Source organism: Pontibacillus yanchengensis, assembly GCF_009856295.1.
GTDB lineage: Bacteria > Bacillota > Bacilli > Bacillales > BH030062 > Pontibacillus > Pontibacillus yanchengensis_A.
This window is the reverse complement of the sequence record NZ_WMEU01000009.1, coordinates 18,069-34,438: the sequence shown is the minus strand read 5'-3', so window position 1 is coordinate 34,438 and position 16,370 is coordinate 18,069. Positions and strand designations below refer to the sequence as shown.

Sequence of the window (16,370 nt, the reverse complement as noted above, 5' to 3'; positions counted from 1 at the left end):
TTTATCCTTCTTTCTTAACGAGCTCAACGCCACTCGCTTGATATTCGAGGATTTTCTCTATTACCCCACCTAAATAAGCTCCAGCTTCTACTGGTGGGATGCCACCATTATGAATATTGGATACAACTTGGCGTTGAGATTCAATAGTTCCATGACGTGGTTTATAACAAAGGTAAGCACTTAGTGAGTCAGCACTTACTAACCCTGGCCGCTCCCCAACAAGTAATACTGCCACTTCAGGTTGAAGATATTCCCCTACATCATCCATAACTGCAACACGTCCTTTTTCAATATAAAAAGGAGTACCCACATCAATCCCTAAACTTTTTAGCGATTGCTGGAGAGCAAGGTAAACATCTTCTAAGTTTTCATTGATGGCACTGGAACTTAAACCATCTGATGCAATAATTTGAACAGTAGGTTGAAACTTACACTTTTCTTTGATGAGCTTAATGGCTTCATCGGATAGTTTACGCCCATAATCTGGCCGCCTTATATATGTTTCTTGATCCGTTACTTTTGTATTTACGGTAAATAATCCTAAGTTATCGATTAAACTTTGATCTACCTGACCAAATACAGCATCCACTGCAGCTGCATGATCATAACGAAAATCAAGCCATGTTGTTGTACGAGGCCGGACCCCAGCTCGTCCAACCCCAATTCTTGCAGGTGTTTTGCTTTTTAAATTATTCAGTTCTTCTTCCTTTTCCGTGTGTGCGCTATACTTATTACGGATAAATTCATTTTCCTCGTTGACCTTAGCGTTCTTATTAGACGTTGAAGATGCTTTATAAGATGAAAAGGAAGCCATTCCGGTTGGAGAACTTTCTTCTCCTTCATTCGAACTGATTTCTGTCACTTTTCCTTTGGAAGATGTATGATCCCAAAGTTTCACACTGGAATAATTTAGATCTTGTTTGGGTTGGGGTGAGTTTAATTTCTCTACAACCATCCGGGTAACTTGTTCAACCAATTGCTTGTCCAAATATATTCACCTCCTTTATATCTGAAAAATTGTTGGATCCCCAGCTTTAGTAGTAAGCATACCGTTTTCCATAATCCCCATATTCTCAAGCCATTTTTCAAATTGAGGGGACGGCCGCTTTCTAAATGTTTGACGAAGCGTAGCAATATCGTGATAACTCATTGATTGATAATTCAACATACAATCATCCCCCATTGGAGTGGCAATGATAAAATTCACATCAGCTGTTGTGAGTAAGACACCTAAGTCCTCCATATCATTTTGATTGGCTTTGGTATGATTGGTATAACAGATATCTACCCCCATTGGTAGTAAGTGCATCTTCCCCATAAAGTGATCCTCAAGTCCTGCTCGTAATACTTGTTTATTGTTATACAAGTACTCTGGACCAATGAATCCAACCACTGTATTAACGATGAAGGGATCATAATGTCTCGCGAATCCATAGTTTCTCGCTTCAAGCGTCATTTGATCAATGTCATGATGAGCTTCAGCAGATAACTCTGACCCTTGGCCAGTTTCAAAGTACAGTCGTTGAGGGCCAGTTCCCATCCCTTTTACTTTTGCTAATTCATTTGCTTCATGAAGGATGTTAGCATCAATTCCAAAAGAGCTATTCGCAGTCTCTGTTCCGGCAATACTCTGGAAGATCATATCAGCAGGCGCACCTTGTTGAATCGCTTTCATTTGTGCTGTGACATGAGCTAGCACACAATTTTGTGTTGGAATGTTCCATTCTTCAATAAACTCATGACTAGCATGAAGCATTCTCTTTACACTCTCCACTGATTCTTCCACTGGGTTAATACCAATTACTGCATCACCAGCCCCAAATGATAAACCTTCTCTTAAGGAAGCGAGCATCCCCTCAATGTCGTCAGTTGGGTGGTTAGGTTGGAGTCTTGAGGCTAGAGTTCCTTTTTGACCAATTGAGATGTTGCATTTTGTTACAACTTCTAATTTATTTGCAGCAAATATTAAGTCTAAGTTGGACATTAACTTTGCCACAGCTGCAATCATTTCACTCGTAAGGCCACGACTTACACGCTTTAGATCTTCTCCGATAACTTCGTTTGATAAGACATACTCCCGAAGTTCAGCAACGGTCCAATGTTGAATAGATTGATAGATAGGTTCGTTTATATCATTTTCAATAATCTTTGAAACTTCATCTTCAGATTCAGATAGAAGCGGGTTTTCCCTTATATCTTGTAAAGTGATTTGACTTAAGACGGTTTTAGCTGCCATACGCTCTTGTGCACTTTCTGCCCCAATTCCTGCTAAGTAATCACCTGACTTCTCTTCATTTGCTTTTGCAAAAAGAGTCTTTAAAGAATCAAAAGAAAAGGTTTCCCCTAGATGACTTGTCGATAACTTCAACATTGTTCCCCTCCCTTCTTTTATTGAAATGTTAATGTTTTCAGGACAACTGGAGCGACGCCTGATGTTAGGATATTTCCTATATCTAAATAATCTCCATGCTCTACTTTAATTTGGTCGATGCACACAAGCTGTACATCAGGATATTGAACCTGTATCGTTTGACCAAGGGATTTCGCTAAATCTCGTTCGAACACCACCAATAAAGGTTGTGTAGTAACCTTTTGTTGGTTCGCTTCTACAAGGCTTTTAGCTAATCGTTGAATATCTTTAAAACCTAATACTGGCAAATCATATAGATAAAGAGCAAAATTCACTCCTTCCTGATGAGGATCATATAAATCAATCCCCCGCTTCATGTCTTCTGGAAGACGTGAAAGTGTCTCAGGAAAACCATCTTCAAAACTGATATTGTAAACAGGAATGTTATGTAGTGGTAACACTCCATTATCAACCAAAATCGTAGAACCACTTATCTCTGTTGTTTGGGTTCCGGCACCTAAGACGGTAGCTCTTACGGTTTCCTTTGGTCGCTTCACTTCAAAAGCTGATAACCCATCATGATTAATAATGGATTTAGCCAATAGTCCTCCAACATCGTTGTACAATTGCTCCTGGTTACATGAGTCAGGGTAATACATACATTCGGACACCCCGCCTGAAAATGTCACAATATCAATAGATTTCTCCCAATTAGGTAGCTCACCTAACAACAAAGGATGATTTTCCTCTATCTTCAGTTCGCACATATCCACTATTGTCTGCGCCATTAAGTTGGTAACTTCCTTAAGTATTTCATCCGAAACGTGATCACCTTCTTGAAGGTTTATACCACTTTGCTTGTTTGCTTCTTTAATGAACGGTGAAATGTACTCAATTTTCCCTTTATTCCATTCAATTAGTTTTCCCCCTACATGCAAGGTGCACGTACCAAGGAGCTTTCCATACTGGTAGACTGCTACATTAGCAGTTCCTCCTCCGATATCAATATTTGCTACTGTCTTACTTGTTGATTGGGAGAGTTCTACTGCACCTGACCCTTTAGCTGCAATAATGCTTTCTAAATCTGGACCAGCTGTCGCAACTAAGAAATCACCTGCATATTCTGAAATCTGCCCAATAAGTTCTTGGGCATTTGATTTCGTGGAAGATTCTCCGGTAATGATCACCGCTCCTGTCTTAATTTCCTCTGCGTTTATGTCAGCCTTTTGGTATTGAGTTCGCACAAACTCTTCTACCTTTTTCATATCAATTTCTTTCTCTGTGCGAAATGGCGTCCTGATGACAGGGCTTTTATGAATCATTTCCTTCTCTGTAATTTCAATACGAGGCATGTGAGTTAACCCTGCAGTATTACGTAAGGAGAGTTTACTAATTACTATTTTTGTCGTGCTGGTTCCTATATCAATCCCTGCACTTAGTATGGTTTCGGTTCCTCTCGCCATCTCACTCGCCCTTTCACAAATAAAAAGGCGCCTAATACAGCCCAAACCTCTGTCGTTTGGTATGCATTAGGCGCCTTTGCCTATAATAATTTACTTGTTAATTAGTTATCTTATTCAAAATGTTAGAATATTTTCATTAGTTTGTAAAGGATTTCATAAAGATTGTGTCATCACCCTCTTGGCTTTCAACGTAGTCTTCCATCTCTTTCATACTATTACAGGCTACTAAATCCTTTATAGCCTTAAGTCCCATTCCTTTTACTGCTGAAGTAATCACAATAGGACCTTTAGGAATGGTTGTTCTTAAGCGATTAACTGCCTTTGAAATATCTGCTTCCACATGATCCGCTTTTGTAACAACACCTATGGGTAGTTTATTTAAACCTGTACTAAAATTAGGTGGAAAGAAAACTTTCTTTTTCGTAGCATCTTGTACAAAAAGCACGTGTGTTACCTCTAGTGAAGTAGCCATAATGTTCTTATAGAACATCGGATTTTCCGTGTATTCGCCTGGTGTATCTACAATCCAATCTTTATATGTGAGGGACTGTGTTTTCAGTGCTTTCGGTTCATATCCTAGTAATGCCTGAGCTAACGTAGATTTCCCCGCTTCCATAGAACCTATGAACATTCCCCTATTTTGCTTCATCTTACCACCTACTTCTTTAAGACTTAGTAATCTCAGCAGGAGTATAGGCTAATTTTTCAAGAAGGAATTGATTTACTTCATACATGGCTGTTTCCACTTCGGCAACACTCCCAACTATAACTAAACTGCCTGTAAACCGATCCAAAAAGCCTAACTTTACATTCGCTGCCTTGGTAGCATAATCACCCGCAATAATGACTGTTTCGCTTGGAGTTAGTGTGAGAATCCCGATAGCTCCCGATTCTTCTAACCCCAACTTCTCAAACATCTCTGCATCTGGGTTTGCAATCAAATGACTTAACGTTAGTTGCTTACCAGGGACAAATTCTTGTATAAATCGCTTTTTCTCTTCGCTCATTAGCTACCTCTCCTTACTACTTGACATGTGTTTGTTCATATTCATATTCAGCAGCAACTACTTGATCTTCGAACTCTTCACTCTCAATGTATTCATCCTTGCCAATTATTCCGTTTTCACGATCTATTTTTTCTAATTCTCGGGCCTTCGGAATAGATAGCTTATATGCAAAGGCAATCGCAATGAGACCAGCAGATAACTTTCCTAAGATAATTGGTAGTATAAGCGTTGGCTGGAAATTGGCAGTAAAGGATAAGTGATCCCCTAATAAAAAGGCAGAACAAACCCCAAAAGCGATATTAATAACTTTGTCCTTAGGTGGCATACTACGGACTAATTTAAACATAGCCAAAATATTTGCGATTGTCGCGATGATTCCAGCACTACCTTGTTTACTTAATCCAAATTTACGACCAAAGGATTCTAATGCAGCTCCGGCATATTTTTGTAGCAAGTAAACCATCGGAAATGCTCCCGCTAACATAATTCCGATATACCCTGCGGTTTCAAGTGCTCGGAATTGATCTTCAGAATCAGCCATTATAGGGTCAAATCCCCATCCTCCTAAAACATTAGAAAAGAGACCGGTAAAAATCTCTACAATGGAAAAAACGAGCACTAGCTTAATACCAGCATCCATAATGCGCCCAAACCACATAAATCCTTTTATCATTTGATCCGAGAAGAAATAGAGACCCGCCGCCAATATGACCACAAAAATGAGAAGTGGTGTTAAATTGGCCAGTATTTTTGCATAGCTTAAGGTGAATTCATAAGTAGATTCTGATGTAGTTGAAATCACATCACGCACTTTAGAATTGGTGATAGCGATGATAGAACTTGCGATAAATACTCCAATGGGAATGGTTAGTAAACCAGACATAATCCCAAGTGCCATATATTTATGGTCACGTTCATCTAGCATGGCCAGCCCCATTGGAATAGAGAATACAATGGTAGCTCCTGCCATAAAGCCTACTATCAATGCCATTATCCAACCTTCGTATGTCTCATGTAATGCTTCAGCTAATTGATATCCTCCCATATCAGAAGCCAAAATTGCTGTAGCAGCAATCGCTGGATCAGCACCTATACGTTCAAACAACGGCCCAAATACCTTATCAATAAACCAGGATAAGTATGGAATCGAAGCCATAATACCAGCAGCTGGTACGAATATGTGACCTATGGAATGAATCCCTTCCATAAACTGTCCACCAATACCTGTTTCACTATTTTTAATTGAAGCAATCGCTCCAGCAACCGCACAAGCCATAATGATGTAAATGACTATATCCCCTATAATTACCACAATACCTCTCCTCTTTTCTTATAAGTTTATATAATTAAAAAGGTGCTAGAAAGACAGTAGTGTCCCCACTGTCTCTCTAGCACCTTTGCTAGCTTTTCTTCACTTGTAGTCTCCAAAATTCTAAGAGTACTTTTTAATAATCCTTCTAGCAACTTTCTCTAGGTTCATCTGCTTATTCATGCTGATTTTCCTTATTTTTTTAAACGACGAGTCTTCTGTGTAACCGAATTGATCGATTAAAATTCCTTTTGCCTGCTCAATTATCTTTCTTTCTTCCAGTCGCTGATCAGCCTTATTTACTTCATCTCGGTATTTCTCTGAAACTTCTCCTTGATGAATAGCCATTTCTACAGATGGTATAAACTGTTCTTCCGAGACGGGTTTCACTATATAACCAACAATGTTAGCTTCTTTTGCTTTTTCAATGTATTCTTTCTGACTATATGCTGTAAGAAGCAATATAGGTACATTATATTTATCGCCTATGATCTTACTAGCTTTTAACCCTCCTAAATTCGGCATTTTGATATCCATTATAATTAAATCTACCTCTAATTGATGGGCTAGGCTAATGGCTTTCTCTCCATCCTCTGCCTCGCCTACAACATCAAACCCTGCATCCTGAAGCATCATCGATGTATCCATTCTTACAATAGATTCATCTTCTGCCAGTAAGATCTTTTTCTTCATCTACACCCTCCTTTCTTCAGGAAAACGGAAGTTAGCTTTCGTTCCGGACTCATTGCCCTCTATATGGAACACACCGGATAAGTCGAATTCAACCATTCTCTTTACGATATTCAAACCTAATGAAGGTGAATCCGAATTACTGTATCCAATACCATTATCTTGGACTCCAATCTCTATTTGTTCTTCGTATTGTTGGAATAGGACATGGATATGCCCTCCAATTCCATTTGTAAAAGCATGATTCACGCAATTTTGAATCAGCTCGTTCACGATAAGAGCTACTGATACAGCACGGTTAGATTCAACCGAAAGACTCTCTCCCTCTATATCAAACGTAATTCGTTGCCCCTCATACGTTGCATCATTGACTAAAAGCTTCGCTATCTTTTCAGTCAGTTCGAAAATATCTACTTCATCAATATTGCTATTTGATAAGATTACTTCATAAACAGAAGCTATACTTAAAATTCGATTTAAGCTTTCTAGAAAATATACTTTACTATCTTCTGGCACACCTCGTCTCATTTGAAGACGCAAGAGGCTTGCAACTGTTTGCAAATTATTCTTTACTCGGTGATGAATCTCTTGTATCGCTACCGACTTTTGAATTAATTCCTTTTCTTTCTTTCGAAGCTCCGTTAAGTCTCTAATGATGATAAAAACACCATTGTGTATATCATGATAAGGCACTCGAATCTTTTTAATCTTTAACGTTTTATTATACACTTCTTGTTCTTGCACTAGCATGTGCTGAGAATTATTTACTACGTCTTTAAGAAATGGTAAATACTCTAATAAGTTCTCACCATTGTTGCATGGATTACCAAGCAATTCATCCGAAAGATTAATCGCAGTAGGATTTGAATACACCAATCTACCATCCATAGAAATATAAAAAACAGCTTCTTCCATAAGTTCAGGAACAAAAGGCTCGTTCTCTTTCTCATCAATTAACAAGCCTCCAAGGGATTCAGCTGTTTTTGATACCGCTTTCATTTCTGCTTGGTGTTCAACTTGATCTCCAATGCTTTTCTCCTTTATGACCACTCCTATAACTTGGTTGTCCTCAGAAAAAATAGGAACAACACTTTGTTCAACTTTCTTTCTCTCTTGTGTAAACGCTCGGTTTGAGGTCATCGTATTCCCAGTCGTAAGACAATACATCACGCCAGGCTCGAATGTTTGATAAGCAATGGTCCCGACAACACTATTCTCATAAACTGGAGGTGCTGTATTGGGGGATGCTTCCGCCACCACAATTGCATGCTTTTCGTCAGATACTAAACAATCAATAAAAACATTTGCCTTTGCAAGGTCAGCCATTATTTGCAATGAACGTGATACATCATAAATTTGATAGATATCATTTATTGAGAGATTCGTATTATTGGTACATAGGGATTCTATTGTTTGATAGTTTGTTGTCATTTGATTTCTCCCTATTCTTGAATACTCATTCATCTAGTTGAGAGTATAGCGAAGCGCAATAAATATGTCAATATTCTGACTATTATGATTGTTATGGGAAATAATTCCTTGCTTTCACAGGCAAAGATGTTGCTGAAGGATGATAGAGATAGCCTTAATCAATCAGCTTAGTTTACGCTTACTTTTAAAGCAACATAAAAAGACTCTTACAACTAGTATATGAATTATATGACATAAATAAATTCATTCGAAAAAAAAGATGCTTCTCAAAAGTTTATATAACTTTTGAGAAGCATCTAATTATAGTTATCAACGGTTAGCTTTTTGCTAACAATTTCGCTTAAAAGCCTTGTGTATACCAAGGGGTTCAGGGCTAGCTTACATCATGCCGCCATTCCTTGAATTGGTGAAATACTAAAAAAACGCACAAAAACGTTATATTATCAGTGCTTGAATCTTACAGGACTTAGATTGATGTTAAATAAAACATCTAAGTTCATGAATAATATCCAGTCAAAATCCAGTCAGACATATTGACATATTACCTTCTGATATGAAGTACTGAACAACCTCTCCCTTGCCGATACGTCCGAGGTTAGAAACTATAAAATTGTCCTTGGTTTTACTATATTTCAAGATGAAGTTTAGCTACTTGGAGTTATAACATAAACTGTCCATAATCCTTCATATTTTCTCGATAGATTCTTGATATTTCTCCTTCATGATGTAGGTATCACATAAAGGAGTTGATTAAAATGAAAAAGATTATTATTGGAGCGTTGTCTCTTGGAATAGTGGCTGCTGGCGGTGTTACCGTTGCACAGGCGCAAAGTGACCAGATGGAAATGCCTAATGAACAAGTGATGGACATGAGTGACATGCATCAAGAGATGCTTGAATCAAATGGTGAAATCAATTTTGGTCAGGCAAAGAAATTCATGAGTGATATGCATCCTGAATGGAATACCAAAGAAATGAAGCAAATGTACCAATCGATGCATGGTACAAACGGGGCTGCACCTAGTGCCAATTTCAAACATATGAATATGAACATGAATAAATAACTAAAAAAAGAGACTACTTCTTATATAAGAAGTAGTCTCTTTAGTTTGATAGCTTTCACACGTATTAGGGTAATATACGGAAAACCTTACATCATGCCGCCGATGGTTTAGCTAGCCTATATACAGATGATTAAAGCTTAATCTCTTTGGATTAGACATTGCTATCAGGTGATAGGAACGCTTCTCCTATATAAGGTAATAAACAAAAGTAAAAGAGAGTAGGTCAATCATTTTCAATAACCAATAAGAAAGTTCGCGGTTGAGGTGCCGCGAACTCATTTTTGGGTATCACTTTTCTTCCTTCGCCAAATACAAAGCAGCCTCTTCATCATTTTGAACAGGATAATGACATCGTTGCTGGTATTTCTCATTCCCTTTCCCAGTGATCAAGATCCAATCACCTGTTTTGGCCATGTTTATGGCACCTTCGATAGCTAATGTACGATCTGTGATCACTTTTCCATTTTCGTTCCCATACTTTTCTTGAAGTTCAATTAAAGTATTCTTCATATCTACCGGAGAAACAGAGTTAAGGTCATCGAAGGTAAGGATATATTGATCACTTATTTCAGATGAAATCGATATCATCTCCCTTCTTTTGGCCGGGTCTCTATCCCCTCTGAATCCAAAAATATGGATTAGATTGCCTGAACACTGCTCTCTTGCTGTTTTCACGCAATGGAATAGGGCGTCGGGGGTGTGAGCATAATCGACAACAACCGTTGCCCCCTGATTTAATTCAATAATGGTAAATCTACCCTCAATTCCCTCAAAGCGCTCAATAGATTGGATAGCACCTTTCGTATCCACTCCGATTTGTTTTGCTGTTCCATAAGCCATAGCTATGTTGTACATGTTATGGAATCCGTATAGCAAAGGTTTAATCGAAATAGTTTCGTTACCATTTTTCAAAAGTAAGCTCCTTGGATTAGATGTATAGCTTTCCAGTTTCATATCACTTCTCCCATTCTCACCAATCGATATCATGGGAATACCTTGACCAACGAGCTGACTTGCCAATATCTCGCCCCAATAATCCTCCGTGTTAACGATAGCTTTTCCTTCCTTTTTCAACATCTCAAACAGTTTTCTTTTGGCTTGGAAATAGTCTTCCATAGAACCATGATAATCTAAATGATCGTGAGAAAGATTGGTGAATAAGGCATAATCAAAGGAAACCCCTTCAATTCTATGCTGTGTTAAAGCGTGGGAAGATACTTCCATAACCACCACATCGTCTTTACTTCCGGCTAATAGCCTGTTTATTTCTAGTAAGTTTGGGGTGGTATTGATCGTTGGACAAACCTCTCCATTAATAATGTTTTTCGTGCTGCCGAAAAAGGCACAGGAAAATCCATTATCTTCTAAAATATGTCTTATAAGATAACTTGTTGTAGTTTTACCGTTTGTACCTGTAATGCCGATTAGTATCTTGTCATCCGTAGGAAAGTTATAATAATGGTCACTAATCAAACCTAAAGCTTTTCGACTGTTCTCCACTTGAAAATAGGGGACAGATAAATCCGCCCTCATTTCTTCCCCGATGACCGCACAAGCTCCATTTTCAATCGCATGTTGAATATAGTGATGGCCATCTTGTTGGTATCCTTTAATTGCTACAAATAGATATCCTTCCTCGACATCTTGTGAATTATAGGATATTCCTTTAATAATCGTTTTGGGATATTGCATAATATTTTCGGCCTGGATATTCAGGGTGTATCCTACTTCATGAAGTTCCATTTTTGTACTCCTTTAAAACCATAATCTACCTAGGTCTAATCTACTAAATAATTTATGAATTCTTGATAATAACCGCTCTAATTCCATAACTCTATAGGCTTTTCCTGCTGTCAGGGGCCGTTTTATCCTTCCTGAATCATCTATTCGTTCAGAAGTTATAAGGTCACCTGTTTCCTTACATTCTAATACCATAGTGTAGTTTTTAGTGAATGACTATTTCTGCGGTCCCTTAACCTCATCTGTCTGACTCATCCTCACATCTGGGATATCTTGTGCTCTCTTACTCGATTCAAAGCAAGCTATAGCTATAACTAAAAAACCTACACACAAAGGAAGGAATCAGACTATAAATCCATTTGTTTTTCCTACTTATGTTTAATGATTCATTAAGGATTTTAACAAAAGCTTTCCTAAAAAAAGAGAGCTTTTGTACATGGGGCGTTTTGTGGAGCCAGCAATAAAATTTACAATATAACCTGAGAAGCGATTAATTTTTTCAAAATCCTTTTTGTCCCAACTAGAAACATAAATATCGTCAAACTTTACGTGCATTGTTCTTCACATATTCTTAACTACCGTAAATGTAGTAACATTGTTCATTTGCCCAGGTTCAACCTTGTTTATTTCCTTTCTACTAGGATCTACTTGATGCTTGCATTCATCCATTAAATATTCATTATTTCCCAGTTGCTATAGGTTATCAGGGCCTTCCTTCCATTCTTTATCTAGTCTTTCGGTGGAATCCATAAGCTTTTTCTTAATTCATTAAAAGCTGCTTCCAATTTTTCTGCATCACTTCTAGTTTAACCCGTACTATTGCTCTAATCCTGCTACCCCGAAGCCCCCGGCTCCAGAATGAGTCGAAATCATACCGCCCGCTTGAATCCATATTATATTTTGGAATCCACTTTCTTTGGCAATCTCATCCATCCGCCGCTTGATTCTTTCATCAAGTCCGATTGAGTAGATAAAATAAAGCTGCTCTCTATCAATGTTGAATTCATTTAAGTAATCACTGAAGAGTTTTTCAGTAGCTCCACTCATTTTCCCGCGGTACTTCTTTGTAGACATAAGTTTTCCATCCCTCAGCTCTATGCATGGCTTTATTTTCAACAGAGCTCCAATCATAGAAGCCATATTGCTTACCCGTCCTCCAGCTTTAAGAAACTCCAGACTGCCCGGGATGAAAGCCAGCCTTGATTTAGGAACGATTGCTTCTATTTTTTCAACTAAATGTTCCGGTTCAATGCCAGGTTGTTTTTCTAATAACTCAGCAGCATACAATACAATCGCAGCTAATCCTCCAGTTACGTTCAGAGCATCAATGAGAAAAATGTCTTCAAATTCTTCCGCAGCAATGACAGCATTTTGAAAAGAAGAAGACGCTTTTGATGTATAACCAATATGTATAATGATGCAATCTGGGAAATTCTCTCTTGTAGTTGCAAAAAACTCTTGATACTCATAAGCATTTGTGGAGGTAGTAGAGGGTATTTTCTTCGTGCGTTCGTAATAGTCATAAATATCCTGGACCGGCAGATAACCATCTAAATAATCTTTTCCTTCCATAATGATGTGCATGGGAACTACTTGAACATCGTACTTTTCAGCTAAATCACCAGGTAAGTCGGCACCGCTTTCGGTCGATAAGATGATCCTTCGCATTCTATTTCCCCCTTGGTTATATTTAGGTCCGCATTCACTCTTCCTGCATTATACTTTAACTATACATAAGAAAACTGTATTAGCATTGTGATACCTTTTATGCCCCTCTTCCCCCAAAACTAACAGAATAAAGCTCAACATGACACCAATCCATTGACTGGCATACACAGCAAGCTAAAAGGTCACACCTCCTGCAAACCATTTCAACATGTTATTTCTAAACATCATCCGCAAACTTCAACACATGACGAATCTTTTCCCACTGCTGCTCTTCCGTAATATCATTTCCTTCCTCCGTAGATGCAAAACCGCATTGGGGGTTCAGACAAAGCTGCTCCAGCGCGCATACCCCCTCTAAAAATATGGAAGAAAAAGCCTCCCAAAAGTTCCGTGTACTTATGAGAGGCTCTTTAGAATTATAGTGTTTTAAGCCAAGTATGTCCTTTTGACATTATGGGTAAAGCACCCCCCCTCATATCAAGGACCATGGGGTATAATCACATCATGCCGCCATGACCTGTGTAATTGAAATACATAAATACATGTATTGAAAGTGCCTATATTATCAATGTTTCAACTTTACAGTGTTAGCTTGTTGTTTAATAAGATATCAGTATTCATGAACAAAATCCATTCAACTAAATCTAGGGACTATCCCTTTATAACTTCAAACTACGGTGATGTGCTTCCATAAAGGTGCGATTAACCCGAGGGGCTGAATACTTACCTTTCACCAGCAACGAATTTCCAGAAAAAACTTCCATTTAAAATATCACCTAAATAGTCTATATACCCCCTCTGTCGCTCAGAGGAGGTACTTTAGCTTATTTTACAAACTTTTAATTTCTTCTTTATTTTTATCAAATCCAATGAGTTTTTTCACCAGTTTTCTTTTGCCGAAAATCCCTTTTTTATAAAAAGCAAACAACGGAACGATCCGGTTGCCGGAGATTTCCTTCATCTCCTCTTCAAATTCAGGATTTTCCCCGACATTTTTATGCTGGTATTCAATATTTTCAGATGCTAAATACTCTTTGGCATCCTGACAGTCTGAGCAAGTCGGGCGCGTATAAAGCACAAGATCCAATTTGTTTTTCATTGCTTTTCACACTCCTTCTGTTACTTAGTGTCTTTTTCCGCTAACTCAACAACTTAAACAACCATATGAAGGTGTAGGAAAACTTGTGGAAAGTGGTGTGAAACTAGGACCTGAAACAAAGCATACCCTAAAAACAGGGATTTGTGGCGAGCATGGCGGAGAAAAAGAAGAATCGGTCCAGTTCTGCTCTGATTTAGGCATGGATTATGTAACTGTTCCCCTTTCCGTGTTCCTTCTGCACGTTTGTCAGCATCTCAGGCTACTATACCCCATGAGCAATGCTATGGTTCCTGCCCCACTTCGTTAGTGCTTTAACAGGACGGGGATCCGGCACCATATTAAAGGTACGGTAACCCTATACCCGTATAATTAAACATTTTTCCCCATTTTCTGCCGACAACTCATATCGTTTTCAAGTGAGTCTCTTTTTCTCCCCCCAGACCAACTCTAATATTCGACTGATAATACCTTAGGGGCACAGGGATATATAATAGTTGATAGGGGGATATCAGTCATCTTCTACCATATTTTGTACCCCTCTCACTTATGTTTAACAATTTCCTTGAGAATTCCACGTTTATCAAATACCGTTATGGGGTATATACAATTCGTTAGATCCTAGAATTCCTGACGAGTGATCCAGCCAATAGGATACTGTCAGAAAAGGACTTAAAGAAGAAATGTAAATCAATGAAATCTTTATCAAATAAGGGGACTCTTTATGAATAAGAAGCAAACGGAAAGAATCAAACAACGATATAATCGAATTTCTAGTGTGTTTGATCTTATGGACCACATGATACGTGATCAATGGAGGGAGGATTCTCTTCAAAAAGCTTACGGGGAAATACTAGAAGTTGGAGTAGGGACTGGAACTAACCTTAAATATTACAATGCTCATGCTAAAGTAACCGGTATCGATTTTAGCCCCAACATGCTTGAAAAAGCTAAACAAAAAGCCAGTCGACGCCCAGGTCACTTTGAATTATTAGAAATGGATGCTCAAAATCTTGATTTTAATGATGATACATTTGATACAGTAGTATCTACTTGTGTTTTTTGTTCGGTGCCTGATCCTATACAAGGTTTAAAAGAAATCAGACGCGTGACAAAACCTACCGGACAAATAATTATGCTTGAACATATGAGAAGTGATGTGGAATGGGTGGGGAATGTCATGGATATTTTAAATCCGATTGGCTTAAATATTATAGGTGCAAACATTAACAGGAGAACAATGGAGAATATTGAAATGGCTGGTTTAAAAGTTACTCATCAAGAACAATTAATGTCCTCTATTATGAGAAGAATCACGCTCTCCCCTAACAAAAAATAAAGATGATTCCATAAAAAGAATCATCTTTATTTTATTGGCGTACCCAAGAATATTATGGGATTAAAATTATTTGTGCAACAAACCATAATTTGGAATTTTGTTGCCTCAATCATTCAAAACTCTACTAATGAACGGGCTCACTTCTCTGATTTATTCGTCTTTCGTTTGGCAGCTTTATTAAGCAAGGGGGGGGTAAGGAAGACTGCTATGGAGGATCGTCTGTTATTTCACTATCCTTTGTATGCTTTCTGTAACTCCTTAAGATTAAGTTTTTTCATTTTCAAAGTGGCCTGGGTCACACGGGCAATTTGCTCCTGAGTACTATTGTCACTCATCATCTCATCCTTTTCTCTCGGCACAATCTGCCACGACATTCCATACTTATCTTTCAGCCAGCCGCATTGTTCGGATTCAGGAACCGCGGATAGCTTTTCCCAGTAGTAATCTATCTCATCTTGTGTATCGCATTTTACCATAAAAGAGATGGCCTCGATGAAGTTGAACTTATGATCTTTTGAGCTGTCCATTGCAATGAACCACTGATTCTCAATCATAAAATCCGAATACATGATGGTATCTTCTTTGGCAGATTCCATACTTTGAGGGTAGCGGGCAATTGAACCCTGCTTGGAGTTTTTAAATACGGACAAATAAAAATGCATCGCTTCTTCTGCTCTGCCACATTGATCATTGACAAACATAAACGACGGAACTACCTTAGACCGCTTTTCAACTTCTGGGTTGGTAAGAATTAGTTGCCAAGATAAACCATACTTATCTTGAATCCAACCGTACTTCTCACTAAACGGATACTTATCCAGTGGCATTAACACCGTTCCCCCTTTGGATAATTTATTCCAAACCTTATCTAACATGTTACTCGCATCTTTTTCTTGCGAAGGATCAAAATGAACCATGAAAGACACAGACGGATTGAATTTGAAGTAAGGCCCTGCGTTAATTGCCATGAACTCCTGTCCCCACAACTCAAAAGAAACTAAATCGGAGTTACCGGATGGCGTTTCCTGAAGTGTTGTTACATTCCTAATTCTTGATTCAGGGAATATGGAAGCATAGAAATCTGCTGCTTCATTAGCTTCCTTGTCAAACCATAAATGGGGTACGATATTTTGATTGGTTTCTATCATCGTAATTTCCTCCTTGGAAGCATTTTTCATTTCATACGTTTCGCTTTTCAATAAAATAGCAGCTA

Annotated in this window: 14 protein-coding genes and 2 pseudogenes; 3 read left to right on the top strand and 13 right to left on the bottom strand. The window is 38.3% G+C overall.

The features are described 5' to 3' along the window. Position 1: 1 nt before the first annotated feature. From eutC to GLW08_RS19175, 8 genes are all read right to left on the bottom strand, one after another. Positions 2 to 988, bottom strand: coding sequence for an ethanolamine ammonia-lyase subunit EutC (eutC, locus tag GLW08_RS19210; protein WP_160850244.1), 987 nt, complete (start codon positions 986 to 988; stop codon positions 2 to 4). A gap of 15 nt (positions 989 to 1,003) precedes the next feature. Beyond that, complete coding sequence (locus GLW08_RS19205; RefSeq protein ID WP_160850279.1) at positions 1,004 to 2,368, bottom strand: ethanolamine ammonia-lyase subunit EutB; 1,365 nt, start codon at positions 2,366 to 2,368, stop codon at positions 1,004 to 1,006. A 20-nt stretch (positions 2,369 to 2,388) separates the two neighbouring features. Next, a complete protein-coding gene (locus GLW08_RS19200) occupies positions 2,389 to 3,813 on the bottom strand; it encodes an ethanolamine ammonia-lyase reactivating factor EutA (RefSeq protein ID WP_160850243.1) in 1,425 nt (474 codons plus the stop codon). A 136-nt stretch (positions 3,814 to 3,949) separates the two neighbouring features. After that, positions 3,950 to 4,462 (bottom strand): EutP/PduV family microcompartment system protein, encoded by a 513-nt coding sequence (locus GLW08_RS19195; RefSeq protein WP_160850242.1) that lies wholly within the window; start codon positions 4,460 to 4,462, stop codon positions 3,950 to 3,952. A gap of 16 nt (positions 4,463 to 4,478) precedes the next feature. After that, complete coding sequence (gene eutS, locus GLW08_RS19190; RefSeq protein ID WP_160850241.1) at positions 4,479 to 4,820, bottom strand: ethanolamine utilization microcompartment protein EutS; 342 nt, start codon at positions 4,818 to 4,820, stop codon at positions 4,479 to 4,481. 16 nt (positions 4,821 to 4,836) lie between these two features. Further along, on the bottom strand, positions 4,837 to 6,132 hold the full coding sequence (gene eutH / locus GLW08_RS19185; RefSeq protein WP_160850240.1) for an ethanolamine utilization protein EutH: 1,296 nt from the start codon (positions 6,130 to 6,132) through the stop codon (positions 4,837 to 4,839). 120 nt (positions 6,133 to 6,252) lie between these two features. After that, entirely contained in the window at positions 6,253 to 6,822 is a 570-nt protein-coding gene (locus GLW08_RS19180; RefSeq protein WP_160850239.1) for an ANTAR domain-containing response regulator, read from the bottom strand. Next, positions 6,823 to 8,250 (bottom strand): sensor histidine kinase, encoded by a 1,428-nt coding sequence (locus GLW08_RS19175; RefSeq protein WP_160850238.1) that lies wholly within the window; start codon positions 8,248 to 8,250, stop codon positions 6,823 to 6,825. A 755-nt stretch (positions 8,251 to 9,005) separates the two neighbouring features. Between GLW08_RS19175 and GLW08_RS19170 the strand changes: the two genes are divergently transcribed. Further along, a complete protein-coding gene (locus GLW08_RS19170; protein WP_160850237.1) occupies positions 9,006 to 9,314 on the top strand; it encodes a hypothetical protein in 309 nt (102 codons plus the stop codon). A 288-nt stretch (positions 9,315 to 9,602) separates the two neighbouring features. Here the strand turns inward: GLW08_RS19170 and GLW08_RS19165 are convergent, their stop codons facing one another. The 4 genes and pseudogenes from GLW08_RS19165 to GLW08_RS19150 all read right to left on the bottom strand — a co-directional run bounded on the left by GLW08_RS19165 (position 9,603) and on the right by GLW08_RS19150 (position 13,821). Further along, a complete protein-coding gene (locus tag GLW08_RS19165; protein ID WP_160850236.1) occupies positions 9,603 to 11,057 on the bottom strand; it encodes a UDP-N-acetylmuramoyl-L-alanyl-D-glutamate--2,6-diaminopimelate ligase in 1,455 nt (484 codons plus the stop codon). An 813-nt stretch (positions 11,058 to 11,870) separates the two neighbouring features. Beyond that, positions 11,871 to 12,722, bottom strand: a complete 852-nt coding sequence (locus tag GLW08_RS19160; protein ID WP_160850235.1) for a DegV family protein — start codon at positions 12,720 to 12,722, stop codon at positions 11,871 to 11,873. A gap of 217 nt (positions 12,723 to 12,939) precedes the next feature. Further along, positions 12,940 to 13,065, bottom strand: a pseudogene (locus tag GLW08_RS22030) (5-methyltetrahydropteroyltriglutamate--homocysteine S-methyltransferase); the annotation flags it as partial. 486 nt (positions 13,066 to 13,551) lie between these two features. Next, the gene (locus GLW08_RS19150; RefSeq protein WP_160850234.1) at positions 13,552 to 13,821 is read right to left on the bottom strand and encodes a glutaredoxin family protein; all 270 of its coding nucleotides are present in this window, start codon (positions 13,819 to 13,821) and stop codon (positions 13,552 to 13,554) included. A 67-nt stretch (positions 13,822 to 13,888) separates the two neighbouring features. On the opposite strand from GLW08_RS19150, the pseudogene GLW08_RS19145 reads away from it, so the two are divergent. Together GLW08_RS19145 and GLW08_RS19140 are read left to right on the top strand one after the other, a co-directional pair. Further along, positions 13,889 to 14,136 (top strand): annotated as a pseudogene (locus tag GLW08_RS19145) (putative PEP-binding protein); the annotation flags it as partial. A gap of 406 nt (positions 14,137 to 14,542) precedes the next feature. After that, positions 14,543 to 15,157 carry a class I SAM-dependent methyltransferase gene (locus GLW08_RS19140; RefSeq protein WP_160850233.1) on the top strand — a complete coding sequence of 205 codons (615 nt, stop codon included), beginning with the start codon at positions 14,543 to 14,545 and terminating at the stop codon, positions 15,155 to 15,157. A 230-nt stretch (positions 15,158 to 15,387) separates the two neighbouring features. On the opposite strand, the gene GLW08_RS19135 is transcribed toward GLW08_RS19140, so the two are convergent. Continuing rightward, a complete protein-coding gene (locus GLW08_RS19135) occupies positions 15,388 to 16,305 on the bottom strand; it encodes a VOC family protein (protein ID WP_160850232.1) in 918 nt (305 codons plus the stop codon). Positions 16,306 to 16,370 lie beyond the last annotated feature (65 nt).